Genomic DNA, 24,554 nt, shown 5'->3' with positions numbered 1-24,554 from the left:
CGGTGGGTGTCCCGGGCGCGGTGGTCCGTCGTCGCGGACGTCTGCGGCGGTCGGTCGGTGAGGGTGGCCGGCGGTCGTCGCAGCCGGTCGTCGCGATTGTCGGGCGGGTGCCGACACGGATCGTCGCGGCGGTCGGCGTCGCCGCCTCCAGGCCGCGTACGGGGTCAGCCGGCCTCGGCGTCGTACGCGTACGGCTCCGTCGGTGCCCGCCCGCGGACGAGCCGGACGAACAGCCGGACCGCGCGCCAGGCGATCAGCAGGGCCCCTGTGAGTACGGCGATGTGCAGCACGGCCCGCACGGTTCCGGTGACGCCGCTGTGGATCACCAGGGCCGACCCCGCCAGGGCCGCGAGCCAGGACACCACCACGACCAGCGAGACCGACAGGGCGACCGGCACCCCCGCGAAGCCCACCGCCTCGGCGTCCAGGTCGGTGTCGAAGGAGCCCGGCCCGGCCGCCCCGACCAGGACCAGGAGCCAGAAGCAGACGACGACCACCAGAGCCGCACCGAAGATCACTGCGGGAAAGGAGAGTGCTGCGGAAAGGAACTGGGACATGCGGTCCACCCCCGAGGACACCGCGCGCGCCTGTACGGGCCGGGAGGTGCCGCGGCGGCGGGAACGGGGCGCCGGCGCCGCGAGACCGCGAACGGTCCCCCAGCCGCCGGGCCCTTTCCCCCGTGATCCCCCGTGCTTCCCCCGTGCGTTGCTGAACAGATCATGTCAGCCGGGGCCGTGAGGGCGCACTGCCGGAACCCGGCAGAGTTCGCCGGACCCTGCTGCCGGGCACCAGCACCCGCCCTCGCACGTTGGGGTGTTGACAGTGCCGGTCGGTGTGGAGGAGGAGTGTGCCGTGGCGGAGCCGGAGATCCCCGGGCGATTTCTGGAGGGCTATGCCCCGATGTTGTCCGAGGTCGCGGACACCGGTCGCCGGCTCACCCGGGACGAGCTGGACACGAGGCGCGCGCTGGGCAGGGAGGCCGCGGAGGCCGGGCACCAGCTGAGGGCCCTGGTCAATCGCCACCTCGCCGCCACCCGCACCGCCTGGCCGTCCGCCGCCTCCCGGGGTGGGCCGGCCGCCACGGATGCCGTGCTGGCCGCGGTGGAGCAGGTTGTCGATGCCTTCGCGGAGGGCTTCGAGCGCGCGCAGCGCCTGACCGTGCGGCGTGAGGAGGCGGCGCGGCGGGAGTTCATCGACGACCTCCTGTACGGACGCAGCGACCTGGGCCGGCTCGCGGAGCGCGCCACCCGGTTCGGGCTGAGGCTGTCCCGGGCCCACGCGGTCGCGGTGGCGGCGGGCCCCGAGGCGTACACCGAGTCCGACGGAGTGCCCCGCAGCGTGGAATCCGCACTCCTCGCGCGCTTCAGCGGACGCAAGATCCTGCTGACCACCAAGGACGGGCGTCTTGTCTGTATAGCCCCCGGCAGTCAGCCGGACGTCCTGCGGTACTTCGCGAAGCAGGCCCACGCCGCGACGGACGGCGGGCAGGTCGCGGTCGGCCGCCCCCACCGCGGCCCCGGCGGGGTGGTCCACTCGTACGACGAGGCGCTCGAAGCCCTCGATCTGGCGCGGCGGATGGAGCTCGACGACCCTGTGCTGTACGCCGCCGACCTCCTCGTCTACCCGGTGCTGACCAGGGACCGGCAGGCGATGGCGGACCTCGTGCGCAGTGAGCTCGGCCCGCTCCGGCAGGCGCGTGGCGGCGCGGAACCGCTGCTGCGGACGCTGTCGGTGTACTTCGACGCGGGCTGCGTCGCGGCGGAGACGGCCCGCAGGCTGTCGCTGAGCGTGCGCGCGCTGACGTACAGGCTGGAGCGGATACACAAGCTCACCGGCTCGGACCCTTCCGACCCGATGCACCGGTACACCCTCCAGACCGCGGTGATCGGCGCCAGGCTGCTGGACTGGCCGGCGAAGGACCTCTGAAGCAGGCGGCGCGCGGCCCGGCGAGAGGGCGCACGGACCGGTGAGAGCGCACGGCGCGCGGCCCCGCGAGGGCGCACGGCCCGGTGCTCCGGGCCGCACGCGCGGGGGCTGCCTACAGGTCGAACTCGTGCGGCGGGAGGTCGAGTGCGAAGCACGCCTCCCGCACGACGGCCTGCTCGGACTTGTCGAAGTCGCCGTCGGCGCCGCCGATGACGATGCCGATCTGGATGACGGCGCGCGCCTCGGCGGGCTTCTTCTTCGCCTTGGCGATCTCCTGGAGCACGCTGACCTTGCCGAAGGCGAAGTCGGCGGTCAGCTTGTCCACGTAGGCGTTGAAGCGGCGCTGGAGGTCGTCCGCGGGGAAGTTCTGGAGCACGTCGTTGGTGGCGATCAACGTGGCGACGCGCTGCCGCTCGGACGGGTCGATGGAACCGTCGGCCGCGGAGACCAGGGCGCACATGGCCATGCTCGCGTCCCGGAACGCCCCGCTCTTGAGGTCGTTCTTCTTCGCCTCCAACTGCGTCTGCATCGTCGACGCGGATTCCTTGATCCGATCCCAGAGGGCCATGTCGTCTCCATACGTTGCGGTGCGGGTGGTGCGGGAACGCGTCAAACTCTACAGCGTTGTAGAAGAACCGTGGGTGGACCCCGGCAGCACGGTGGCCGACATACGCGTGTTCGGACGATCGGTGCGGGCACTCAGTAGGATGCGGCGGATGAACAGGAGCGGAGCCAGGGACGACGGCACCACCCCGGACGGCCCCCGGCTGCCCAGGCGTGGCCAGGGGCAGCTGGAGTCACAGGTCCTCACCGTGCTGCGGTCGGCGGGCGGCCCCGCCACGGCGGGCTGGGTGCAGGAACACCTCGACGGCGACCTCGCCTACACCACCGTGATCACGATCCTCTCCCGCCTCTACGCGAAGAACGCGGTGACCCGCACCCGACAGGGCCGCTCCTACGTCTGGACCTCCGCCTCCGACGAGGCGGGCCTCGCAGCCCTGCGGATGCGCCGGGTCCTGGACGGCGAGCGCGACAGGGAGGCCGTCCTCGCCCGCTTCGTCTCCGCGCTCTCCCCGGGTGACGAGGCCCAGCTGCGCGAGCTGCTCTCCCGCGCGGCCGACGAAACCGCCGCAGCGGACGAACCTGCCGCGCCCGGTGCAGAAGACCCCGCCGCGCCCGGGAGCCCCGCCGCGCCCGGGAGCCCCGCCGCGCCCGGGAGCCCCGCCGCGCCCGGCGGTCCCGCGCGGCCCGGCGACCCTGACGCTCCGGAAGGCTGAGAGCCACCACGATGGGCGTCTTCGTCTACCTGCCCCTGGTCCTGCCGCTGACCGCGCTGCCCATGGCGCGCCTCGCCGAACAACACCTGCACCCCAGGAGCGCCACCCGCCTGCTGGCCGCCGTCGGGACGACGCTGGCGCTGTGCAGCACCCTGTGCCTGGCCCTGCTCGTGGTGGTGGGCACGGCGCAGCTCCCCGGCAACCCGCTGCCCGACGGCTGGTCCGACCCCGAGGTGCGCGCGGCTCTGCCCTACGAGGAGAGGACCGGCCCGGTCGCCATCGGTGTCCTGGCGGTGGTGCTCGTGGCCTGCGGCAGCACCCTGCTGCGGCACATCAGGACCCGGATACGTGCCGCCCGGGCCCTGCCGTCCTCCACCGGCCCCGATGACCTCGCGGTGGTGCAGTCCCCGGACCCGTACGCCTACGCCCTGCCGGGAACGCGCGGTCGTGAGGGCCGGGTCGTCGTCTCCACCGGGATGCTGGACTGCCTCGACGCCCGTGAGCGTCAGGCGCTCGTCGCGCACGAACGTGCGCATCTGACGGCCGGGCACCACCGCCACCTGCTGGCGACGCAGCTCGCGGCGCGGGCCAACCCGTTCCTCGTGCCCCTGCGCACGGCGGTGGCGTACAGCACCGAACGCTGGGCGGACGAGGAGGCGGCCTACGCGGTCCGCAGCCGACGGGCGGTCGCCACGGCTGTCGGCAAGGCGGCGCTGTTCTCGCGACGCCCGCCGGGCCCCGGCGCGCTCCCCGCCTTCGCGACGGCCGGCCCCGTCCCCCGCAGGGTCGCGGCGCTGCTCGACCCCGAGCCCCCGTCCGGACTCTGGCCACCGGCCTCGGCGCACCTGGGCCTCGCGGCGCTGGTCGCGACCGTGGGTACGGCGGCCTCGGCGGTGTCGTCGCTCAACGCGACGGTGACGCTCGTGCGCATCCTGCACGCGGCGACACCGCTCTGACCCCTGCCCGGCGCCCCGTCAGCCGGACTCGCGCCCCGGCGCGCCCCGTCAGTCGGAGTCGCGCCCGGCGTGCTCCGGGGTGAGGTCGTCGTGCGACGGCATCGGCCCCTCGGCCACCGCAACGGGCTTCTTCCGCCTGGCGGCCAGTGCGGCCTGGAGCCTGGAGGCGACCGGCTCCGTCCACCGGGCGGTGAGCGGCCCGGCGATCACGAGGATCAGTACGTAGGCGGTCGCGATGGGCCCGATACGGGGTTCCGTCGCCACGGCGAGCCCGGCGATGACGATCGAGAACTCCCCGCGCGCCACCAGGGTGCCGCCCGCGCGCCAGCGGCCCCGCGGGCCGATGCCCGCACGGCGCGAGGCGTACCATCCGGTGCCGATCTTCGTGAAGACCGTGACGATCGCCAGCAGTGCCGCGGGAAGCAGCACCGGAGGGATCTCGGCCGGGTCGGTCGACAGTCCGAAGAACACGAAGAACACGGCCGCGAACAGGTCCCGCAGCGGCGTCAGCAGCTTGCGTGCGCCCTCGGCCACCTCACCGGAGAGCGCGATACCCACGAGGAACGCGCCGACGGCCGCGGACACCTGGAGCTGCTGGGCGATTCCCGCCACCAGGACGGTGAGCCCCAGCACGACGAGCAGCAGCATCTCCGGGTTGTCGGACGACACGGCACGGCTGATGAGCCGCCCGTGACGCAGCGCCAGGTAGAGCACGAAGCCCACGGTCCCGAGCGCGATCAGGAGTGCGATGCTGCCGCCGGCCAGACCGACCCCGGCCAGCATCGCGGTGAGCAGCGGCAGATAGACGGCCATCGCGAGGTCCTCGATGACGAGGACGCCGAGGATGACGGGCGTCTCGCGATTGCCGAGCCGTCCCATGTCGGTCATCACCTTGGCGATCACACCGGACGACGAGATCCAGGTGACCCCCGCCAGCGCGACGGCCCCCACGGGCCCCCAGCCGAGCATCAGACCGGCGGCTGCGCCCGGTGTCGCGTTGAGGACGAAGTCGACGACTCCGGACGGATACTGCGTCTTGAGACTGGTGACGAGCTCCGAGGCGCTGTACTCCAGCCCGAGCAGGAGCAGCAGCAGGATGACGCCGATCTCCGCCCCGATGGCGGTGAACTCCTCGCTGGCGCCGAGCGGCAGCAGCCCGCCCTCACCGAAGGCGAGCCCGGCCAGCAGATAGAGGGGGATCGGCGAGAGCCCTATTCGCCCGGCGAATCTTCCGATGATGCCGAGCCCGAGGATGACGGAGCCCAGCTCCACCAGCAGTGCGGTCGTGTCGTGCACGATCAGCCCTCCGCGATGATCTCGGAGAGCGTGTCGACGCCCTCACGCGTACCTACGACGACGAGCGTGTCCCCGATGGCCAGCCGGAAGTCCGGCCCGGGCGACGGATGCGCGCTGTGCGTGCGCAGCACTGCCACGATCGAGGCGCCCGTCCGTGTCCGTGCCCGGGTGTCCCCGAGCAGCCGGCCGCCGTACGGAGACCGGGTGCCGAGCGGAATGTGCTCGGTGACCAGGTCGATCCCCTCGGTCCGCACCGCGTCGATCGGCGCCGCGTCTATGAGGTGCGCGAGCCCGGTGGCCTCGGCGGTCGTCAGGGGCACGGAGAGTACGCATGAATCTGGGTCGTCCTTCTCGTAGAACCCGAGAAACCTCCGCCCGTCGTGGTGCACGACCACGGAGATGTGCTGCCCCGACTCGGTGGTGTAGTCGTACTGCACGCCGACTCCTGGCAGCGATGTGCGGTGGGTTCCCATGGCTTCCTCCGGAGGCACGCGCGGCGGCAGGGCGACGCTTTTGATCAACTCTTTATCCGCTCATTACCCTAACCGGAGGCCGGATCCGGCAGTCCGGCAGCGCGGGGACGACGGGACGGGCTCACACCGGCGACGGATGGCGTCAGGGGCGGTACCGGACGGGCATGATGTGGGAACAGCCACACCGTGGACCCGGACGGGAGCGGAGCCCATGACGAGCGCGCCTGACTACAGCCAGGGCGTCGATGCCGAGCGTGCCCTCAAGTTCGCCGTACAACATGTGCGTGGCGATCGCGTCCAGATCATCGAGGGGATCATCGAGCCGGTGTCACCGACCTGGGACCACGAGCGTGCCGCCAGACTCGTTCGCCGTCAGATCGAGGGCCGGGTCGATGAGCTGGGCTGTGTCGAGGGCTCAGGCAACCTCGACCTGCCGGGCTCGTCCAACTGGTACGTCCCGGACATCGCCGTTGTGCCGGAGGCGCTCGCGAAGGGCGGGGGCGCGCTGCTCCCGGAACAGACTCTGCTGGTCGTGGAGGTCACCTCGGAGTCGAACGCGGAGACCGACCGGGTGGTGAAGCGCCGTCGATACGCGGAGTACGGGGCGCCTCTGTACCTCCTCGTCGACCGGATGGAGGGCAGCGTGACGCTGTTCTCCGAGCCGGGCCGGCTGGGATACACCCGCGTCGACGGACCGCATCCCTTCGGCGCGGTGGTGCGCCTGCCCGCCCCGTTCGAGGTGGACATCGACACGAGCGACCTGCCGTCCGCCTGACGACGCCTCCGGCGGTGTCAGGGCCCCCGGTGCGGGAAGGCGGACCCGATCGGGCGCCGGTGCCTCCGCGCTACCGCAGGCCCGCGCGGCCGGCCGTCGCGGTCACCACGTCGGCGAAGCGGTGGGCGACGGTGCGCCAGGTGCCGGTGGCCGCCGGTTCGTCCCGCAGGGCCAGAGCGTGCAGCGTCTCCGGGGCGGGTGCGCCGTGTCGGTCCAGCCGGTCGCGGTTCCAGCCGAGGATGCGCTCGGCCGTCGTCTCGGGGTGGAACTGCACACCCCACGCCGCGGAACCGACGCGGAAGCCCTGGTACGGGCAGTGTTCGCTGCGGACCAGCCAGTGGGCGCCGACAGGGAGCGCGGTGATGGCGTCGACGTGGTTCGCGATGGCCGCGGGGTGCGCGGGCAGGCCCTGGAACACCGGGTCCGTGGCGGCTTCGGGGCGCAGGCTGAGCCGGGTGCTGCCGAACTCGGGCGTCCCGTGGTTCCCGCGCACCTCGCCCCCGGCGACCTGGGCGAGCATTTGGCCGCCGAGACAGATGCCGAACATCGGTGTCTCCTCGGCGAGGGCCTGGCGTACGAGCTTCCGAGTCGCGGGCAGCCAGGGCGCGTTGACGTCGTCGTCGGGCAGGTAGGCGCCGCCGAGGACGATGAGGGCTGCGTGTTCCAGCCGGTCCGGGACGGGTTCGCCCGCGTGCGCGCGGACCACGCGGGGCGTCACCCCCCGTTCCGCCAGCCACTCCGCCCACCGGCCCAGCCCGCCTTCGGGCTGGTGCTGGACCACCAGCGCTGCGTCCGTCGTGCCGGTGACGCTCATGGGCTGCTCCTGCCCGTCGTCCATGTCTGGAATATGCCCCCGTCACTCCCTGGTGTGAACGTCACGCCGTAGGTCAGGTACCGGGGTTCGGCTGCGGTAGCGTGATCGCGTCATCACGCTGTGTGCACGCGCACATGGCGCGGTCCCCGGACGTGTGTAGCAGCACAGCCCGAGGACCTTCACCGCCAGTGACTTCGAAGGAGTCAACCGGGATGCTCTGGCATGCTATCGCGCCCTCTCGTGGCTACACGAAGGCCGCGAACGAATTGGTCCGCACTCAGCGTCTGAGCAGTGACGCGAAGATCCTCCTTCTGTATGTGCAAGGGCTCCCCGAAGACCGGCGCGATGTGGCACTCAGTGAGCACGCGCGAGCCCTCGGGATCACCGGGCGGGCCTATCAGAAGGCCAAGAAGTTGCTGGTCGTGCACGGTTATCTGTACGAGTGGCGCCGGCAGGGCGGGCGGGGATTCTGGACGACCGAGCAGCTCCTCGCGAATGTGGTGCTCGGCCCGGAGGAGGCGCTGGCGGCCCGGGAAGGGTGCGCGGTGCCGGTCGGGGGTTCTCCGGGTGAGCGGATTCCGACGGTCGGTCAGCCGGAGGCTCGCGTCGTCGGTGGCTATGAACCGGTTGATGAAGAACGGGAGAAGAACTCTCCCCACCCACCCACCGAACCTGCCCCGCAGGCCGATGAGCTGACGGACGGGCCGCACGCGGCCGAGGCGGAGCGGGTGCTCCTGTCGCTGCGACATGTGCACCGGTCGCTGCACCTGGGTGTGGCGGAGGCCCGCAAGCTGGTGCGGCTGGCCGTGGTGTGGCTGCGGCACGGGGTCACGGCCGCCGAGATGCGCAGGGTGCTGACCAGCGACCTGCCGGTGGGCGGAGTGCGGTCCGCCATCGGGTTCCTGCGGCACAGGCTGGTGCAGAAACTTCCCGAGGGCCCGTCCGGCCTGCCTGCCCGGGAAGGGGCGGCCGTACCCGCGCTTCCGCAGCAGCGGCAGCAGCCCGAAGCCGTCCGTCCCACAGCTCCGTTGAGGGTCTGTACCGGGCCGGGGGACGAACACGTCTTCCGCCCGGAACCCGGCGAGGAGGGCGAGGACGGCGAGACGCGGTGCGGGCCGTGCAGGCGGGAGGCCGCGTGGGCGGCGTGGTCCGAGGCCCGGGCCGCGCAGCTCGCCGCGGAGGCCGCCGCCCAGGCGGCCGACGACTCCGATCCGTACGCCCAGATCCCCTGGCGGGAGAGATTCGCGGCCGTTCAGGCGGCCGAGGCCGAGACGGTGCCGGACGCGACCGTGCCCGGCCGGTGAACCGCGACCGGCCGGGCACAGGGGCGGGCGGGGTCAGTCCCTGATCTCGATCTTCTCGCCGTTCGCGGCGGGTGAGGGCACGGCGGGTGCGGTGGCGCCCGACCTGGCCTGGAGGCTGCGGAGCAGCGCCGCCAGGTCGACGCCCGTGGTGGAGTTGAGGAGTTCGATGCCCTGGGTGACGTTGTCCGTGACCGTGCGGGACAGCTGGGTGGCGCCGTCCGTCGAGATGACGGTCAGCTTGTCGATGGCGCTCAGCGGCTCGGATGCCTTGGCGACGACCTGGGGCAGCACCTCCACCAGCATCTGGAGGACGGCCGCGTCGCCGTACCGGTCGAAGGCGTCGGCCTTCTTGTGCATGGCCTCGGCCTCGGCGGCACCCTTCGCGGCGATCGCGGCGGCCTCGGCCTCACCCTCGATGCGTACGGCGTCGGCGAGGGCCGAGCGGTGGAGCTTCTCGCCCTGACCGGTCAGACGGGAGCGCTCGGCGTCCGCCTCGGCCTCCTTGACCTGGGCGATACGGCGGGCCTCGGCCTCCTGCTCCGCGCGGTAGCGGGCGGCGTCGGCGGGCTTGCGGACCTTGGTGTCGAGCTCGCGGTCGGTCAGGGCCGCCTGGCGCTGGGCGACCTTCTCCTGCTCGGCGAGGACCTCCTGCTGGCGGGCCGCCTCGGCGAGCGGCCCCGCGGCGTTGGCCTTGGCGGCCGCCGCCTCGGTCTCGGCCTTGATCTCGGCCTGCTTGAGGTAGAACGTCCGTTCGGCGATGGCGATCTCCTCGGCCGCCTTCAGCCGGGCCTGCTCGGAGGCGCGCCGGGCGATGGCCTCCGCGATGTCGGCCTCCTGCTTGGCGCGTGCGGCCTCGGGGCGGCCCAGGTCCTCCAGGTAGGAGCCCTCGGTCGTGATGTCCTGGATCTGGAAGGCGTCCAGGATGAGGCCCTGCCCGGAGAGGCTGGCCTCGGCCTCCTCGGCGACCTGCCCCGCGAAGGCGGCCCGGTCGCGGATGATGTCCTCCACGGACATGCGCCCGACGATGGCGCGGAGGGCGCCGGAGAGCACCTCCTGGGTGAAACCGACGATGCCGTTCTGCTGCTGGAGGAAGCGCTGGGCCGCCGCGCGGATGGCGTCCTCGCTGCCGCCGACCTTGACGATCGCGACGCCTTCGAGGTTCGACTTCACACCGCGCAGGGTGACGGCTCCGCGGACCGCGACGGGGATGTGCCGGCTGGAGAGGTCCAGGGTGAACTTCTGCTGTACGAACGGCACGACGAACACACCGCCGCCGACGACGACCTTCTGGCCGCTGTTGTCGATGCTGGTGCGCCCGGTCACCGGATCGACGGACTTCTTGCCGCGGCGGCCGGTGATGATGAAGGCCTGGCTGGGGCCCGCGACCTTGTAACGCGTGATCACGGCGAGGGCCAGGAGCACGACGAGGACGACGATGCCGATGATGGCGATCACTACTGGACTCATGAGAGGTGTCCCCCCTGCCCTCCCGACGGGACGGCAGCTGTTCGGCTGTACGGGTATCGCACAGACGTGTGGCTCGGTGGTGGTCAGCGCTCGACGGGGCGGACCGTGACCGAGGTCGTCGAGAGAGTGGCCTCGACCCAGACCTCGGCGCCGCGCTCGACCGGAACGGCGCTCTTCGCGGCGAACTTCACGGTCTGGCCCGCGAGTCGCAGCAGGACCTCGCCGTAACCGTCGGCCGGGATCGGCGTGACGACGGATCCCGAGGTGCCGACGAGGTCCTCGCCGCGCGGTGTGGCCGTGGTCTGATCCCGCATCAGTGCCTGGCTGAACTTCCAGGTCAGCCAGGCAGCGACGATCCCCGCCCCGGCCCCAGCGACGACGGCCACCGGGGTGCCCGCGTCCGTGGTGCCGAGGACGATCGCGCCGCCGAAGCCGAGCATCGACAGGAAGCCGGCGATGACGGGCAGGGAGAGCAGGCCGTCGAAGAAACCGTTCAGCAACCCGCCCAGCGCGTCACCGAGCAGCCCTTCGAGGATTCCGTCGAAGATCAGGGAGAGGATCAGCAGCACGATTCCCGCAATGCCGAGACCGAGAAGGACGGTCACGCGATCACTCCCCCAGCGTTCGCAATTCCCCCGAGATGTTTCCGTCGAACTGGCTGAATGGTCCCATACGGTGCCCGCCACGGGTACTGCCGGAGTCCGGCAGTTTCTAGGCCGACTTGATGCCGGAGAGCTGCTCGGCGAGCGTGTCGAGCGACTGGAACGTGGCACCGAGCAGGGCGACGTGCTTCCAGCGCAGCACACCGTCCGGCCCGATCAGGAAGACCGAACGGCGTACGCCGATGCCGGGGGCGGTGACCCCGTAGGCCCGGGCGGTCTCGCGTCCCGTGTCGGCCAGGAGCGGCATGCGCAGGCCGTGCCCCAGGGCGAAGGACTCATGACTGTCCACACCCTGTGGACTGATTCCCCAGACCTCGGCGTCGAGCCCCTCGAAGGTCTCGAAGCCCGAGGAGTAGGAGCAGAGCTGCTTGGTGCAGACAGTCGTGTTGTCGCCCGGGTAGAAGGCGAGGACGACGCTGCGGCCGCGCGCGGCGGAAAGGGTGTAGTCGCCCCGGTCGAAGGTGCCGTCGGTGAGTATGCCGCCGGGGAGCGTGAAGTCCGGTGCGGGCGAGCCGATCTGGGGTCCTGACGCCATGGGAGCGCCTCCTTGGGTCGCGTACGGATGGAGTCGTGCCTCGTACAGTGAACGGCACTTTCCACGCATCGACACGTTCGGCCCATCCCTACGCCGTCCGGGACCGAACATGGGGTGTGCGGGGCAGCTGCCCCGCACTCCGAACCGGAGGTACACGTGTGACCGCAAGACCGCCGTCGGCAGCAGTGCTCGTCCTCCACGGCGGCTACGAGACGGGCCTCGCCGCTCCCGCGCCCGGACCTCTCAATCTGCCGGGCCTGCGGATGCTGCCCGTCTCGCGCGCGGTGTCCCGTGCGGTGCGCGACGACTCCGAGGTGCGTGTGCAGAGGGTCCGTTACACCCACCGCGGCTGGAACGGCCCCCGCGAGGACCCCCTGCACGACGCCTTACGGGTACTGGACGACCTGCGGCACGAGGCGGGGGACGTGCCCGTGGTGCTGGTCGGGCACTCCATGGGCGCCCGCGCCGCTCTTCACGCCGCCGGGCACCCGCTCGTGCGCGCGGTGGTGGGCCTGGCCCCCTGGTGCCCGCCCGGGGACCCGGTGACGCAGCTGTCGGGGCGGGACGTCGTGCTGCTGCACAGCACCCAGGACCGGGTGACCAGCCCCCTGGCGTCCCAGTCGCTCACCGCCAGGGCCCGCCGCGCGGGTGCCCGTACCTGCCTGGTGACGATCCCGGGAAGCGACCACGCGATGATCCGCCGGGCCGGTGTCTGGCACCACCTGGCCGCCACCCTCGTCCGGGGCCTGCTGGGCCAGGGACCGGTTCCCGACCGCGTCGCCACCGCCCTGGAGCTGCCGGCCGACGCACGCGCGGCCGACGGCACGATAGCCCTGGCCGGCCTGCCCGCCCGACCGGGCGGCAGAGCCGCGCGCCGGGAGCCCCAGGAGTGAGGACACGGCGACTTCGAGGCCCAAGTCCGGCCGGAGCCGGGCCCGTTACGGTGTCGGCGGCTGCGCGTAGCATGGTCGGCGAGGTGAGGGGGAGCCCGTGGACAAATCCCAAGTGCCCAACCCGTACGACTACCGGAACCCCGTCCGCAATGCCGCGCTGTTCGTCGGCCGCACCGCCGAACTGGCCACCATCGACTACGAGCTGGGCCAGGCGGGCCTCGACCGGGCGTCCATCCACATCGCCGTGCACGGACAGCGTGCGTCCGGCAAGACGAGCCTCCTCAACCGCACCGAACATCTCGCCCGGGAGCGAGGCCTGTTGCCCGTCCGGGTGGACCTGGTCCCCGGCCACGCCTCCCCCTCGGCGTTCTTCCGCAAGGTGTACGAAGAGGTCGCGGAGGCCGTCATGGCCGAGGGCGTGCTCACGGACCCCGTGCCCCTCTCCGGCGCCCTGATACGCAGGATGTTCGCGGGGGCGGCCCCGGAGCCCGGGTGCCCGCTCCAGTTCCCCGAGGCGCTCGCCCTGGCCGGACCGCTCGGTGTGGTGCCGGAGACCCCGCTGCGGCTGGACCTCGCGCACTTCGTGAAGTCCCTCGGCCGGCCCATCGCCCTGCTCATCGACGAGGCCCAGCTGATCGCGGGGGAGCAGGAGGTCCTCTCCGTCCTGCGCTCGCTCGGCACCCGGCTCGACGGCTTCGTCTTCGTGCTCGCCGGCACGCAGAGCCTGCTCAGCACGATCGACGAGGTGTACTCACCGCTGCTCCGCCAGTTCACGGAGATCAAGGTCGAGCGCTTCGAGGAGCCGTCGGACATCGCCGCCTGCGTGTTCCAGCCCCTGCTCCACCTGGGCCTTCTGCGGCTGCTCTCCGAAGGACTCCGGGAGACCGCACACGAACTCGTACGGCTCACGGACGGCAATCCGTACGAGATCCAGCTCTACTGCCACGAGATGTTCGCCCGCTGGCAGACCGGCGCCGCCTCCACCATGGCGCTGACACCGGACATGCTGGAGGCGGTGCGCTCCCGCATGGAGAGCAACCGGGACGTCCGCGACCGCGCCCTCATCCGGGCGGTCCGCGAGATGTCGCCCGAGCGGCTCAGGGCCTTCAACGTGCTGTGCTGGGCGCTGGACCGCGCGACCCTGGACGACATCTGGTTCGCGTACAGCGTGCTGGGCGGCGGGTCGGTCACCCGCGAGGAGCTCGTCGAGTGCCGGGCCGAGCTGATCGCGGCGGGTGTCCTGGCCGACTCCGAGACCGTCCGTTTCGAGGAGGGGCCGGATCTCTTCGACGAGATCTACGTACGGCTGTGGACCGTCGGCCGGGTCGACCGCGAGCCGCATTCTCCGCTCCTGGGCAGGCGTGAGACCGCCGGGCTGCTGACGATGAGGCTCTCCTGCCTGCTCAGCGAGCTGGCGGGTGGCGAGGTACGCAGACTGTCCACCTGCTGCCCGGGGATGAGCCAGGAGGACGTGGACGGGGCGCTCCTGGCGCTGGAGGGCCTGACGGCGAGCGACACGAACCCCATCCCGTCGACCGTGCAGTTCCTGCACCAGGCCATCCTCAAGGCCGGACGCCCCGCCGCCCTCGACCTCACCACGGTGACCTGTGTGTACGGCGAGTACACGGCCGACCGCTGGCTCTACTCGCCGGACGCCGCCGACTACGACCTGTCGCGGGACGAGGCGTTCCTGGCCGCGGCGGAGCGGGTCGCCGCACTCGGCGGCGAGCTGCGGATCGACCGGGTCAGGGTGCCGGTCAGGCGCTGGGACGAGCTGACGGCGTGGCTGCGCAAGGCCACCGGCCCGCTGCGCGCGGATCTCGCGGAGAACTACGTGACCGCCGCGTACACGGCGTACGAGCGCGGGGACCGCGCCGGGGCGCTGGAGCTGCTGGGCGAGGCCTTCGCGCTGGAGCGGTCCGGGCAGGCTGCCAACAACCTGCTGTACCTCTCCCTGACCAGCGGCGAGCCGGACGCCGCCCTCACCTGGGCCGGGCATGCGGTCGAGCTGGCGGAGGACCCGACCGCCAGGGCGCTGAGCAGGTACAACGCCGCCATGGCACACCTGATGAACGAGAACTGGCAGGCCGCAGCCGAGATGCTGGGCCTGGCGGCGGCGGACGTCGCGCCGCTCGCCGTGCCCGAGGCCAGGGTCGGCTATCTCCTGATGCCACAGCTTCGCCCGGGGAGCGGGGGCATCGACTTCCCGGAGGAGGCCGGGGTCGATCTGCTCGCGGCGATCGACCGGGCGGCCGAGCTCGTCCGGAGCATCGCCCCGGTGCCGGACGACGCGGGAGCCGGTGCGCCCGGCGGGGCGGGACCGGGGCCCGACGCCGTCGCCCCCACCGCCTCCGAACCGCAGGGCGCCTCCGCTCCCGCGGTCACCGGGGACCGGGCCGCTGCCGTCGCCCCTGTGGTGCGTGGGCCGAAGGTCGTCCTGGTGGTCGCGACCGAGTGGTGGTCGGCCCACGGCGGGCTCAGCACCTTCAACCGCGACCTGTGCACGGCCCTGGCGGCTGCGGGCGCGGTCGTTCACTGCGTGGTGCTGAGCGCCTCGGACGCCGAGCTGACCGCCGCGCGCGAGAGCGGCGTCAACCTCCTCGTGGCGCCCGGCGCCGGTGACGTCGGCGACGACGTGCGGCTGACCATGCGGCCGAAGCTGCCGGCCGGCACCTCCGTGGACCTGGTGATCGGGCACAGCCGCATCACCGGACAGGCGGCGGCGCTGCTGGTGAACCACTTCTTCGAGGACGCCCGGCGTCTGCACTTCATCCACATGGCACCGGACGAGATCGAGTGGCTCAAGCCCGGCGGTGCCACCGAGATGGCGCTGGCCGCCGAGGACCGTACGGAGACCGAGCGGCGGCTCGGCAGGGACGCGTATCGCGTGGTCACGGTGGGCCCCCACCTGTACGAGCGCTTCCTCGGCGAGCTGGAGAAGGCGCCGCTGCGCCTCGATCCGGGCTTCGACGTCGCGGACGGCACCCCGCGGACGCCTCCCGCCGGCTCCCCCCTGAAGGTGCTCGTCGTCGGGCGCATGGAGGACCACCACCTGAAGGGGCTGGACCTGGCGGCCCGTGCCTGCGGAAAGGTCGCCGCCTGGCGCGACAGGGAACGGCTCAGCCGGATCGGCCTGGTGGTGCGGGGGGTGCCCAGGACCGGGGCGGACGATCAGCGGAAGGCGATCGAGGGCTGGGCCGACAACTCCCGGCTGGAGGTCGTGGTGCGGGTCTACTCGGCGGACCGGACGCGACTGGCGGAGGACATGGGGCGGGCGAGCATCGTCCTCATGCCCTCACGGGCCGAGGGCTTCGGCCTGGTCGGCCTGGAGGCGCTGACCGCGGGTGTCCCGGTCCTGATCAGTGAGGCGAGCGGGCTGGCCGAGCTGCTGCGGGAGAAGCTCGGCGACGAGGTGGCGGCCCGTGTGGTCGTACCGATGTCGGGGGACGACGACGCGGACGCCGAGGCCTGGGCGCGCAAGACGGACATGGTCCTGGCCGACCTGCCCAGCGCGTTCCGCCGGGCCGCGGAGCTCCGGGAGGTGCTGGCCCGCGAGGTGACCTGGACGGACGCCGCGGCCTCCGTGCTCGCGCAGACCGCGGACGCCGTACCGGACGCGCGGGTCGCCCCTGCGGTGACCGGCTGACACCTGCGCACTCCGCCGGGCCGGGCGCTGAGATGCGGGGCCGGGCGGAGCGGCAGACGATGAGGAGCCAGGGCGCCCGGCCGCAGGCGGTGCGGACCGCTCGCACTCGCCGGGTACGTATTCCTCCGGAGGCTCCGTTGCAGGCCGAAGAGCACGCCGACCCGCCGCCCTTCGACGCGTCCGGTCTGGCCGCGGTGATCAGCAGCAGTCCGGCCGGGGTGGCGGTATTCGACACGGAGCTGCGCTACGTCTACGTGAACCCCGCACTCGAACGGCTCAACGGGGTCCCGGCCGCCGCGCACCTCGGCAAGTCCGTCTCCGAGGTGCTTCCGGACATGGACGTCCGCACGGACGTCATGCGCCAGGTCCTGGCCGACGGGCGTCCCCGGGAGATCACCGTCGCCGGGCGGACCTGGGTGGACTCGCTCATCGAGCGGCGGTACTGGCGTGTCGGCCTCCACCGCATGGAGGAGAACGGCCGGATCCGCGGGCTGGTCGGGATCGCCCAGGAGGTCACGGCCACGGAGAACGAGCGGGAGGAGCTGCGGCGGGCCAAGAGCTATCTGTCGCTGCTGGACAAGGCGGCCGCCCGGATCGGTACGACGCTGGACGCGCACTCCACCTGCCAGCAGCTCGCGGAGTTCGTGGTGCCCGTGATGGCCGACGCGGCCGTCGTCGAGATGATCCCGCAGGAGAACGGACACAGCAGGCGGGAGCCGCCGGCCGGAATGATCCGGCTGCAGCGCTGTGGGGCGGCGGCGATTCCGGCGCTCTACGACGCGATCGAGAGTTTCGGCGGTCCGGGGGCGGACATCGACTACCAGGAGGACGCGGCGGTGCCCCGCTGCCTTGCCGACGACGAGCCGGTGCTCGTGAACCTCACCGGCGACGACCAGCTCGCCCGGGCGGCGCCCGGCGCCGAGCGAGCCGCCGCCTACCGCGCCGTGGGACTCCACTCCGCCGTCGTCGTGCCCCTCACCGCGCGCGGGCGCCCGATGGGGGCGCTCAGCCTGCTGCGTGCAGGGGACTCGCCGCCGTTCACGGAAGGACTGGACGTCGTCGTCGCCCGGACGCTCGCGGGCCGCGCCGCCGTCGACGTGGACCACGCCCACCGCTACACGCACGAGCACGGCGTCGCCCGGGAGCTCCAGCGCTCGCTGCTCTCCGAGCCGCGCGTACCGAACGCGGGCATCGAGATCGCGTCCCTCTACCTGCCCGCGGGGGAGGGGGCGCTCGTCGGGGGCGACTGGTTCGACGCCATCCCGCTGAAGGGCGGACGGCACCTCAAGGTGATGGGCGACGTGATGGGCCACGGGGTGGAGGCCGCCGTCGCCATGAGCAACTACCGCTCGATGCTCCGCATCATGGCCGACGACGAACAGCCGCCGCACCGCATCCTGGAGCGGCTGGACCGGGCCGTGGAGCAGTCCGGCCTCGACCGGGCGGCGACCTGTCTGGTCGCGGTCGTCGACCGGCGGAAGGGCGTCTGCGAGGTGGCCAGCGCGGGTCATCCGCCGCCCGCCTTCATCGACCCGGGGGCGCCCGCGGCGCGGGTGGCGCGGATGCCGGTGGGACCTCCCCTGGGCACCGGCTTCGGGGGGTATGTGACGACGGTGCTGCCGTGCGCTCCAGGGACGGTGCTGTTCATGTACACCGACGGTCTGGTGGAGCGCAGGGGCGAGGACATCGACGTCTCGATCCACCGGCTCGCCGGGCTCACGCTTCCGGCGAGCGGGCGTCTGGAGGACCTGCTGGAGGAGGTCGTGGACCGCTTCGCCGACACCGCCGAGGACGACATCGCGGTACTCGTCTCACGCAGCCGGGGATGCTGAACACCCTCCTCGGCCAAGGCCGTTGTCAGTGGCGGGTGCGAGGATCGACGGCATGGAACCTCTGCTCCTCACCGATGTCGAAGCCGCCGTCCGCAGCAGCTGGGACGCGGACACGACCACGCCCGAGTACCGCTCGCGGTGGAATCCGGGAAACCCCGCCCGGGACCAGTGCGGGGTCACCGCGCTCGTGGTCAACGACCTGCTGGGCGGCGAGCTGATCCGGGGCGAGGTGCGGGTCGACGGCGAGCGGGTCGACTTCCACTGGTGGAACCGGCTGGGCGAGGGCGTGGAGATCGACCTGACGCGCGAGCAGTTCGCCGCGCACGAGATCGTGACCGGGGGTGTGGTGATCGAGCGCCCCGCCGAGATCGTGCGGCTCCGCGCGGAGTACGAGCTGCTGCGCGGCCGGGTGCTGGAGCGGCTTCGCGGGCGGGCAGGGGCGGGCTCGCCGGCCGGGGCGCTCTGAGAGCGCGGCCCTCAGGTCATCGGGCGTGCCGGCCAGGTCACCGGGCGTGTCGGCGGGAGCGTCCGCGCAGCCGGCGCAGGACCAGCAGGGCGGACGTGACCAGGGGCACCAGTCCCGCCACGGTGTTCAGGGCGGTCAGCTTGTCCTGGGTGCCTCTGGACCTGCGCATCTGCTTCACGGTGCGGACGACGGCGACCGCGCTTCCGCCCAGGCTCAGGAGCAGACCGGCCTTGGAGTTCGAGGGTGTCCTGGGCATCTGCCTGCCTCCCGGTTGTGTCGCTGACCCTTCCCCCCGGACCACGTAACCGGGTCCAGTGCGGGATCGCAATCGGGGCCGCCCGCCGGACGCCGGTACATGCGGTCTGCGGGTCCGGGACGGGCTGGGACGCTGGGCCGGTGGATGCGGGGCCCACATGAAGTAGCCCTTCACGACGGGGGATGCGTGAAGGGCTACCGGGAGCAGTATGACCCTTCCCAGGTCTGCCGACAACTGACCGGTCGGTCAGCCCTGTTGGGGTGATCATGCGGCTACGGACCGCTTCCGCGGGTGCCCGCGCGACGTGGTGCGCGGGGTGGCGGACGCCCGGGCCGGGGGAAACCTGTTCCGGTGGCAATAGACATGACCTACCCCTACGCCTAGGGTTTCTTGTGCAGCCAGGCCATATCGGTGGTCCGGAGCGCTACAGAAGAGGTGCAGATGCCCCCGGAATTTCCGTCGCACGCCACGGACCGTCTCGATGACGACGACTACCCCGCTTACACGATGGGGCGAGCCGCGGAGATGATCGGTGCCACGCCGGGTTTCCTGAGGGCCATCGGTGAAGCCCGCCTGATCACCCCTCTGCGCTCCGAGGGCGGCCACCGCCGCTACTCGCGTTACCAGCTCCGCATCGCGGCCCGGGCCCGCGAGCTGGTGGACGGGGGCACGCCGATCGAGGCGGCCTGCCGCATCGTCATCCTGGAGGATCAGCTCGAAGAGGCCCTGCGCCTCAACGAGGAGCTGCGACGGCCCGCGGCCGGCCGGAGTGGCGCCGATTCCTGACCGGTGCGCGGGTGTATATCTGTTTCCGTCGGCACAGAAATGCGCGCAATCAGCGATGAGAGTTTATGCCTTGTGCGACGGAGCGCCGCGCGAGTGATATGGCGTACAGCTCGCCTGTGCCCGAATCGTGCTACTGTTGATCTCAGTTGCAGTTGTGGTTCCCAAAACTTCAAGTGCTCTCGCCGTTTTCACTCCGGTGGGTGCACTTTTGTATTTCCGGTCTCTTCCGGACGGGGCAATCATTTGCGGCGACGTAGGACTCGCACAGTGCGGGTCCACGGGCAACGCCCCGAAGGAGATATGACATGGCTACTGGCACCGTGAAGTGGTTCAACTCGGAAAAGGGCTTCGGCTTCATCGAGCAGGAGGGTGGCGGCGCTGACGTCTTCGCCCACTACTCGAACATCGCCGCCCAGGGCTTCCGTGAGCTGCAGGAAGGCCAGAAGGTGAACTTCGACGTCACGCAGGGCCAGAAGGGCCCGCAGGCGGAGAACATCACCCCCGCCTGATCTGCTCAGGTGTATGACGCAGCTGGGGCCCGCACCTTGGGGTGCGGGCCCCAGCTCGTTGTGTTTTTCCCGGCCGTGACCACGGCCGTCGCACCGTCGCGGTAATTCCCGCGGTGCGCCGACCGTGAAGTGGTCGGTTCATGCAGTCATATGGAGTACCGAATGCTGCTGGTTCATCCGGCGGACGGGCTTCGTTCTCAGACATTTCACCGGCTCGTTCTTGCGATTCTTGGCGCCGTACATGGCTGCAGCCGCCCGGAAAGAATCCCTCGACACGTGCCATTCGAGGGAAAGGTTCTCCATTGAACCGCGATCGCACATCTCGCACGAACGACCGATTTTCCCGGACCCGCTCCGGTGGGTCCAACGGCAGTCGCACCGCCAACGGATTCCGCTCGGCGGGATCCGGCAGGCCGGGCGCCCCGGGTGGGCAGGGCCGCTCAGGTGGACCGAAGCGCTCCGGCGGCTTCGGCCGGCGCTCCGCCCCGTCCGGTGAATTCGCCCTGCCGGTGACCATCACCCCCGCCCTCCCCGCCGTGGAGGCCTTCGAGGACCTGGAGATGCCCGCGCCCCTGCTGGCGGCGCTGGGTGCCGAGGGCGTGACGGTGCCCTTCCCCATCCAGGCGGCCACCCTGCCGAACTCGCTCGCCGGACGGGACGTCCTGGGGCGTGGGCGCACCGGATCGGGCAAGACGCTCGCCTTCGGTCTGGCCCTCCTCGCCCGTACGGCGGGCAACCGTGCCGACGCACGCCGTCCGCTGGCCCTCGTGCTCGTCCCCACCCGTGAACTGGCCCAGCAGGTCACCGACGCGCTCACCCCGTACGCCCGCTCGCTCAAGCTGCGGCTGGCGACGGTCGTCGGCGGCATGTCGATCGGCCGCCAGGCCAGCGCGCTGCGCGGCGGCGCCGAGATCGTGGTCGCCACCCCGGGCCGGCTCAAGGACCTCATCGAGCGCGGCGACTGCAAGCTCGACCGGGTCGCGATCACCGTCCTGGACGAGGCCGACCAGATGGCCGACATGGGCTTCATGCCCCAGGTGACCGAGCTGCTCGACCAGGTCGGCCCCGACGGCCAGCGGATGCTCTTCTCGGCGACCCTGGACCGCAACGTGGACCTGCTGGTCCGCCGCTACCTGCACGACCCGGTGGTCCACTCCGTCGACCCCGCGGCCGGCGCGGTGACGACGATGGAGCACCACGTGCTCTACGTCCAGGGCGCCGACAAGTACGCCACCACGACCGAGATCGCCGCCCGCGAGGGCCGGGTGATCATGTTCCTGGACACCAAGCACGCCGTGGACAAGCTCACCGACCACCTGCTGAACAGCGGTGTGCGGGCGGCGGCGCTGCACGGCGGTAAGTCGCAGCCGCAGCGGACCCGCACCCTGGACCGGTTCAAGACCGGCCACGTCACGGTCCTGGTCGCCACGAACGTCGCCGCGCGCGGCATCCACGTCGACAACCTCGACCTCGTCGTCAACGTGGACCCGCCCAGCGACCACAAGGACTACCTGCACCGCGGCGGGCGTACCGCGCGGGCCGGGGAGTCCGGCAGTGTCGTCACGCTCGTGCTGCCCAACCAGCGCCGCGAGATGACCCGGCTGATGTCCGACGCCGGGATCACGCCGCAGGTCGCCCAGGTGCGCTCCGGTGAGGCGGAGCTCAGCCGTATCACCGGTGCCCAGGCACCCTCGGGCGTGCCGGTCACGATCAGCGCACCCGTGACGGAGCGCAAGAGCAGTGGCTCGGGCCCCCGTGGGAGGCGCGGTGCGCGTCCCGGTCAGGGGCGCCGCTCCAACGCCAACACGGCGACGCCGCAGGCCCGTGCGGCAGCGGTCCAGCGCCGGGCCAACAAGGCCGCGTAGCGATCCGGCCCCCGGGCCGGCCCTTTCCGCCACCTCCCACGACCTTGCTGAGGCACCATGCGCTGTGTGATCGCCCGTTTCCCCTTCGACCTGTTCAAGAACGAGGTGGAAGCCTCGATGAAGGGCATCAAGCCCGAGCCCGTCATCGGTGACGCGGTGGTCATCAGCCGCCGCCTCTACCCCGTCAAGCAGGTCGGCGAAGTCATCACCCGGCAGGACCGCCGCGACTTCAGCGCCGCCGAGGTGACCCGGGCGCTGACGCGCCTGGGGTTCACCTGCCGGCCTGCGGAGGTGCCCGTTCCGGCTGCGCCCCGCACGCCGCTGGAGAGTGCGTCCGCGCTCCTCGGCGCGCCCGGCGACGCCTGACCTCCGCGCTCACCGCGACACCGCACCCCCGGAGCCGACGGCTCCGGGGGTGCGGTGCGTGGAACACGCCTCGGTCCCCGGGCCACGGGCGTCACCGGCTGGTGCTGCCCGGGAGGGCACGGCGGACGAGCTCCGTCAGGACACCGTCCCCGGCCTCCTGGCCCAGTCGAGCCGGGGCTCGACGACGTACCGGAACACCCGCCGTACGGGCGGGCTGCACAGGGCGGTGACCATGACAGCGGCGGCGACCGACACCAGGATCCGCCCAGGCGGCGTGGACAGCACGTCCGCCTCGAAGAGGTCCAGCTTCACCGCGCCCTTGATGACGAAGCCGTGCAGCAGGTAGCCGTACAGCGTGCCCGCGCCGAGCGCCGTCATCCACAGCTTGCGGCCGGGGACCCAAGCGAGGAAGCAGGCGCTGAGCACCAGGGCGCAGACGAACAGCAGCAGGGTCACAGGGGCGCCCGTCCAGGCGGGTGAGCCGAGCTGCTCGGCGCCGTACCGGCGGAAGAACCACGAGGTCGTCGTGCGCGGCACCGCCCAGTAGGCGGCGGCCAGGGCGACCAGGCAGACGGGCACGGACGCGATGCGCACCGCGCGGCGGCGTACGAACGCGAAGTGCTCGGGCCGCAGTCGCAGCCCCAGCACGTAGAACGGCAGGAACTGCAGGATGCGCTGGAGTTGCAGGTCGCCCCCGATGTTGCTGGTCACCGCCCCCACGGCCGCGACGGCCAGTGACACCGCGACCGGCCACCGGACCGTCTGCCAGAACGGGGTGGTGAGCCGCCACAGGAACAGCGCGGGCAGGAACCAGAGCAGCCAGTACGGGGTGAGCGGGCTCAGCGGGAAGCCGGGGGCTCCGGTGAGGCGCTCGAAGAGGGTGTAGGCGATCTCGAAGACGACGTAGGGCACGACGAGGCTGGTGACGAGCTTCCACACCCGGTCCTGCCGCAGTTCGAAGCCGCGCGAGAAGTATCCGGCGATCAGGATGAAGACCGGCATGTGGAAGGTGTAGACGAAGGTGTACACCGCCTCGACCAGGCGACCACTGCCGGGCAGCGGTTCCCAGGCGTGCCCCATCGCCACGAGCACGATGGCCAGGTACTTCGCGTTGTCGAAGTACGGGTCACGGCCCGGCCGGGCGGGCGTGGGGGCCGGTGCTCCGGCGCCGTCGGCGGCGGGACCCGGGGAGCGTGAGGTCAGCGAGGGCATCCGGTCACCCTACAAAGCCCCGCCGGGTCCCGAGCCCCCTCACGTGGTCAGGATCACCTTGCCGGTCGTCCGGCGGGCCAGCAGGTCCTCGTGGGCCCTTTGGGCCTCGGCGAGCGGATAGCTGCTGCCTGTCACCGGCCGCAGGCGGCCCTCGGCGACGAGGGTGAAGAGCTCCTTGAGGGGCCCGCTGACCGCCCCCGGGAGTGCGAGCGTGGGGCGCAGCCAGAATCCGACGACGGAGGCGTTGAGGCGGTTCAGGTGGGCCGGGTCGACCGGGGTGAAGCCCGTGCGGGCGGAGTTGCCGTAGGTCACGAGCCGGCCGAAGGAGGCGAGCGACCCCAGCGCCTGGTCGAAGAGCTCCCCGCCGACGCCGTCCAGGACGACGTCCGCCCTGTCGGCGAGGGGATAGCTGACCACCGCGTCCGCCCCGAGGTCCAGGACGAGCCGCTCCTTGGCCGGGGTGGAGACCTGGGCCAGCACCCGGCCCGCTCCGAACTCCCTGGCCAGCTGGACGGCCAGGCTGCCGACGCCGCCCGCGGCCGAGTGCACCACGACGCTCTCCCCGGTGCGCAGCCGGGCGGCGGAGCGCAGCAGGTGCCAGGCCGTCAGTCCCTGGACCATCAGGGCCAGCGCCTGTGCGGCGTCGAGCTCCTCGGGGATGTCCAGGACGGCGGACTCCTTGGCGGTCACCTGCTCCGCGTAGCCGTGGGAGACGCGGGCCAGGACCCGCCTGCCCTCGGGGGTGCGGCCCACCACCTCGCTGCCGGGGACGTAGGGCAGCGCGTCGGCGTCGAGGTAGGAACCGTCGACCTGGTGGGTGTCCGCGAAGTTCACCCCGGCCGCCTCGACGGTGAGGAGGACTTCGCCTGGGCCCGCCACCGGGGTGGGCAGCTCGACGGGGCGGAGGACTTCGGGACCACCGAAATGGTCGAACTGGATAGCGAGCATGCCGCACGGTATCGCGCGGCCTTCCAGGGCCGCCCGGTGTTCCGGAACGGGTTGTCGTGTTCCGGAACGGCTGTCGTGTTCCGGAACGGGCTGTCGGTCCTGGCTCGGGATCTCGCCGAAACCAGGACCGACAGAAACAGGACGAATGGTCTGTTCTCCGGGTGACTCTGCGTCGCGGCTGCGGGGCACGGACCGGGCACCGGGCCCCGTAGCGTCCGCCGGCCCGCACGCACCGGAGTCCCGGCCGCTCCGGGCAGGACCGGGCGGTACGGGAAGGCCGTGGTCGTGGC

The 24,554-nt window shown here is 72.0% G+C and carries 23 protein-coding genes and 1 pseudogene; 13 read left to right on the top strand and 11 right to left on the bottom strand.

Translation table 11 applies throughout. The features are described from left to right. Window positions 1-224: 224 nt before the first annotated feature. A pseudogene (locus ABZY45_RS30460) lies at window positions 225-557 on the bottom strand (hypothetical protein); the annotation flags it as partial. A 295-nt stretch (window positions 558-852) separates the two neighbouring features. Here ABZY45_RS30460 and ABZY45_RS30455 point away from each other — a divergent pair. Continuing rightward, a complete protein-coding gene (locus ABZY45_RS30455; protein WP_356745118.1) occupies window positions 853-1,926 on the top strand; it encodes a helix-turn-helix domain-containing protein in 1,074 nt (357 codons plus the stop codon). Between the two features lie 112 nt (window positions 1,927-2,038). Here the strand turns inward: ABZY45_RS30455 and ABZY45_RS30450 are convergent, their stop codons facing one another. Further along, window positions 2,039-2,494 carry a TerB family tellurite resistance protein gene (locus ABZY45_RS30450; protein WP_356745116.1) on the bottom strand — a complete coding sequence of 152 codons (456 nt, stop codon included), beginning with the start codon at window positions 2,492-2,494 and terminating at the stop codon, window positions 2,039-2,041. A gap of 148 nt (window positions 2,495-2,642) precedes the next feature. On the opposite strand from ABZY45_RS30450, the gene ABZY45_RS30445 reads away from it, so the two are divergent. Together ABZY45_RS30445 and ABZY45_RS30440 are read left to right on the top strand one after the other, a co-directional pair. Then, on the top strand, window positions 2,643-3,203 hold the full coding sequence (locus tag ABZY45_RS30445; RefSeq protein WP_356745114.1) for a BlaI/MecI/CopY family transcriptional regulator: 561 nt from the start codon (window positions 2,643-2,645) through the stop codon (window positions 3,201-3,203). 11 nt (window positions 3,204-3,214) lie between these two features. Next, window positions 3,215-4,159: a M56 family metallopeptidase gene (locus ABZY45_RS30440; protein ID WP_356745112.1), complete on the top strand. Its 945-nt coding sequence runs from the start codon at window positions 3,215-3,217 to the stop codon at window positions 4,157-4,159. 48 nt (window positions 4,160-4,207) lie between these two features. Here ABZY45_RS30440 and ABZY45_RS30435 read toward each other — a convergent pair whose 3' ends face one another. Continuing rightward, complete coding sequence (locus ABZY45_RS30435) at window positions 4,208-5,455, bottom strand: cation:proton antiporter (RefSeq protein ID WP_356745110.1); 1,248 nt, start codon at window positions 5,453-5,455, stop codon at window positions 4,208-4,210. Window positions 5,456-5,457: 2 nt separating this feature from the next. Further along, window positions 5,458-5,928: a TrkA C-terminal domain-containing protein gene (locus ABZY45_RS30430; protein ID WP_356745108.1), complete on the bottom strand. Its 471-nt coding sequence runs from the start codon at window positions 5,926-5,928 to the stop codon at window positions 5,458-5,460. A gap of 211 nt (window positions 5,929-6,139) precedes the next feature. Between ABZY45_RS30430 and ABZY45_RS30425 the strand changes: the two genes are divergently transcribed. Then, on the top strand, window positions 6,140-6,703 hold the full coding sequence (locus tag ABZY45_RS30425) for a Uma2 family endonuclease (protein WP_356745106.1): 564 nt from the start codon (window positions 6,140-6,142) through the stop codon (window positions 6,701-6,703). A gap of 70 nt (window positions 6,704-6,773) precedes the next feature. Here ABZY45_RS30425 and ABZY45_RS30420 read toward each other — a convergent pair whose 3' ends face one another. Beyond that, window positions 6,774-7,541, bottom strand: a complete 768-nt coding sequence (locus ABZY45_RS30420; protein WP_356745104.1) for a type 1 glutamine amidotransferase — start codon at window positions 7,539-7,541, stop codon at window positions 6,774-6,776. Between the two features lie 188 nt (window positions 7,542-7,729). On the opposite strand from ABZY45_RS30420, the gene ABZY45_RS30415 reads away from it, so the two are divergent. Continuing rightward, a complete protein-coding gene (locus ABZY45_RS30415) occupies window positions 7,730-8,821 on the top strand; it encodes a hypothetical protein (RefSeq protein ID WP_356745102.1) in 1,092 nt (363 codons plus the stop codon). Between the two features lie 33 nt (window positions 8,822-8,854). On the opposite strand, the gene ABZY45_RS30410 is transcribed toward ABZY45_RS30415, so the two are convergent. The 3 genes from ABZY45_RS30410 to ABZY45_RS30400 all read right to left on the bottom strand — a co-directional run bounded on the left by ABZY45_RS30410 (window position 8,855) and on the right by ABZY45_RS30400 (window position 11,485). Further along, window positions 8,855-10,288, bottom strand: a complete 1,434-nt coding sequence (locus tag ABZY45_RS30410) for an SPFH domain-containing protein (protein WP_356745100.1) — start codon at window positions 10,286-10,288, stop codon at window positions 8,855-8,857. 83 nt (window positions 10,289-10,371) lie between these two features. Beyond that, window positions 10,372-10,893 carry a hypothetical protein gene (locus tag ABZY45_RS30405; RefSeq protein WP_356745098.1) on the bottom strand — a complete coding sequence of 174 codons (522 nt, stop codon included), beginning with the start codon at window positions 10,891-10,893 and terminating at the stop codon, window positions 10,372-10,374. A gap of 106 nt (window positions 10,894-10,999) precedes the next feature. Further along, complete coding sequence (locus ABZY45_RS30400) at window positions 11,000-11,485, bottom strand: peroxiredoxin (protein WP_356745096.1); 486 nt, start codon at window positions 11,483-11,485, stop codon at window positions 11,000-11,002. 158 nt (window positions 11,486-11,643) lie between these two features. On the opposite strand from ABZY45_RS30400, the gene ABZY45_RS30395 reads away from it, so the two are divergent. The 4 genes from ABZY45_RS30395 to ABZY45_RS30380 all read left to right on the top strand — a co-directional run bounded on the left by ABZY45_RS30395 (window position 11,644) and on the right by ABZY45_RS30380 (window position 18,322). Then, window positions 11,644-12,378 (top strand): alpha/beta hydrolase, encoded by a 735-nt coding sequence (locus ABZY45_RS30395; RefSeq protein ID WP_356745094.1) that lies wholly within the window; start codon window positions 11,644-11,646, stop codon window positions 12,376-12,378. Between the two features lie 97 nt (window positions 12,379-12,475). Continuing rightward, window positions 12,476-16,024, top strand: a complete 3,549-nt coding sequence (locus ABZY45_RS30390; RefSeq protein ID WP_356745092.1) for a glycosyltransferase — start codon at window positions 12,476-12,478, stop codon at window positions 16,022-16,024. Between the two features lie 137 nt (window positions 16,025-16,161). Further along, window positions 16,162-17,856, top strand: coding sequence for a SpoIIE family protein phosphatase (locus tag ABZY45_RS30385; protein WP_356745090.1), 1,695 nt, complete (start codon window positions 16,162-16,164; stop codon window positions 17,854-17,856). 52 nt (window positions 17,857-17,908) lie between these two features. Next, complete coding sequence (locus tag ABZY45_RS30380) at window positions 17,909-18,322, top strand: hypothetical protein (RefSeq protein ID WP_356745088.1); 414 nt, start codon at window positions 17,909-17,911, stop codon at window positions 18,320-18,322. Window positions 18,323-18,359: 37 nt separating this feature from the next. Here the strand turns inward: ABZY45_RS30380 and ABZY45_RS30375 are convergent, their stop codons facing one another. Beyond that, the gene (locus ABZY45_RS30375) at window positions 18,360-18,578 is read right to left on the bottom strand and encodes a hypothetical protein (protein ID WP_356745086.1); all 219 of its coding nucleotides are present in this window, start codon (window positions 18,576-18,578) and stop codon (window positions 18,360-18,362) included. Window positions 18,579-19,019: 441 nt separating this feature from the next. Here ABZY45_RS30375 and ABZY45_RS30370 point away from each other — a divergent pair, with 441 nt between their 5' ends. The 4 genes from ABZY45_RS30370 (at window position 19,020) to ABZY45_RS30355 (ending at window position 22,104) form a co-directional block, all read left to right on the top strand. Next, complete coding sequence (locus tag ABZY45_RS30370; RefSeq protein ID WP_356745084.1) at window positions 19,020-19,364, top strand: MerR family transcriptional regulator; 345 nt, start codon at window positions 19,020-19,022, stop codon at window positions 19,362-19,364. Between the two features lie 305 nt (window positions 19,365-19,669). After that, the gene (locus tag ABZY45_RS30365; RefSeq protein ID WP_014155340.1) at window positions 19,670-19,873 is read left to right on the top strand and encodes a cold-shock protein; all 204 of its coding nucleotides are present in this window, start codon (window positions 19,670-19,672) and stop codon (window positions 19,871-19,873) included. A 302-nt stretch (window positions 19,874-20,175) separates the two neighbouring features. After that, window positions 20,176-21,738 carry a DEAD/DEAH box helicase gene (locus tag ABZY45_RS30360; protein WP_356745081.1) on the top strand — a complete coding sequence of 521 codons (1,563 nt, stop codon included), beginning with the start codon at window positions 20,176-20,178 and terminating at the stop codon, window positions 21,736-21,738. A gap of 57 nt (window positions 21,739-21,795) precedes the next feature. After that, entirely contained in the window at window positions 21,796-22,104 is a 309-nt protein-coding gene (locus ABZY45_RS30355; protein ID WP_356745079.1) for an SCO5918 family protein, read from the top strand. 135 nt (window positions 22,105-22,239) lie between these two features. On the opposite strand, the gene ABZY45_RS30350 is transcribed toward ABZY45_RS30355, so the two are convergent. Both ABZY45_RS30350 and ABZY45_RS30345 read right to left on the bottom strand, forming a co-directional pair. Next, a complete protein-coding gene (locus ABZY45_RS30350) occupies window positions 22,240-23,316 on the bottom strand; it encodes an acyltransferase family protein (RefSeq protein ID WP_356745077.1) in 1,077 nt (358 codons plus the stop codon). 39 nt (window positions 23,317-23,355) lie between these two features. Then, on the bottom strand, window positions 23,356-24,264 hold the full coding sequence (locus ABZY45_RS30345; protein ID WP_356745075.1) for a zinc-binding dehydrogenase: 909 nt from the start codon (window positions 24,262-24,264) through the stop codon (window positions 23,356-23,358). Window positions 24,265-24,554 lie beyond the last annotated feature (290 nt).

Source organism: Streptomyces sp. NPDC006516 (assembly GCF_040611875.1).
Lineage (GTDB): Bacteria > Actinomycetota > Actinomycetes > Streptomycetales > Streptomycetaceae > Streptomyces.
Note: the sequence above shows the minus strand (reverse complement) of the source record. Positions and strands in the feature narration are given on the sequence as shown.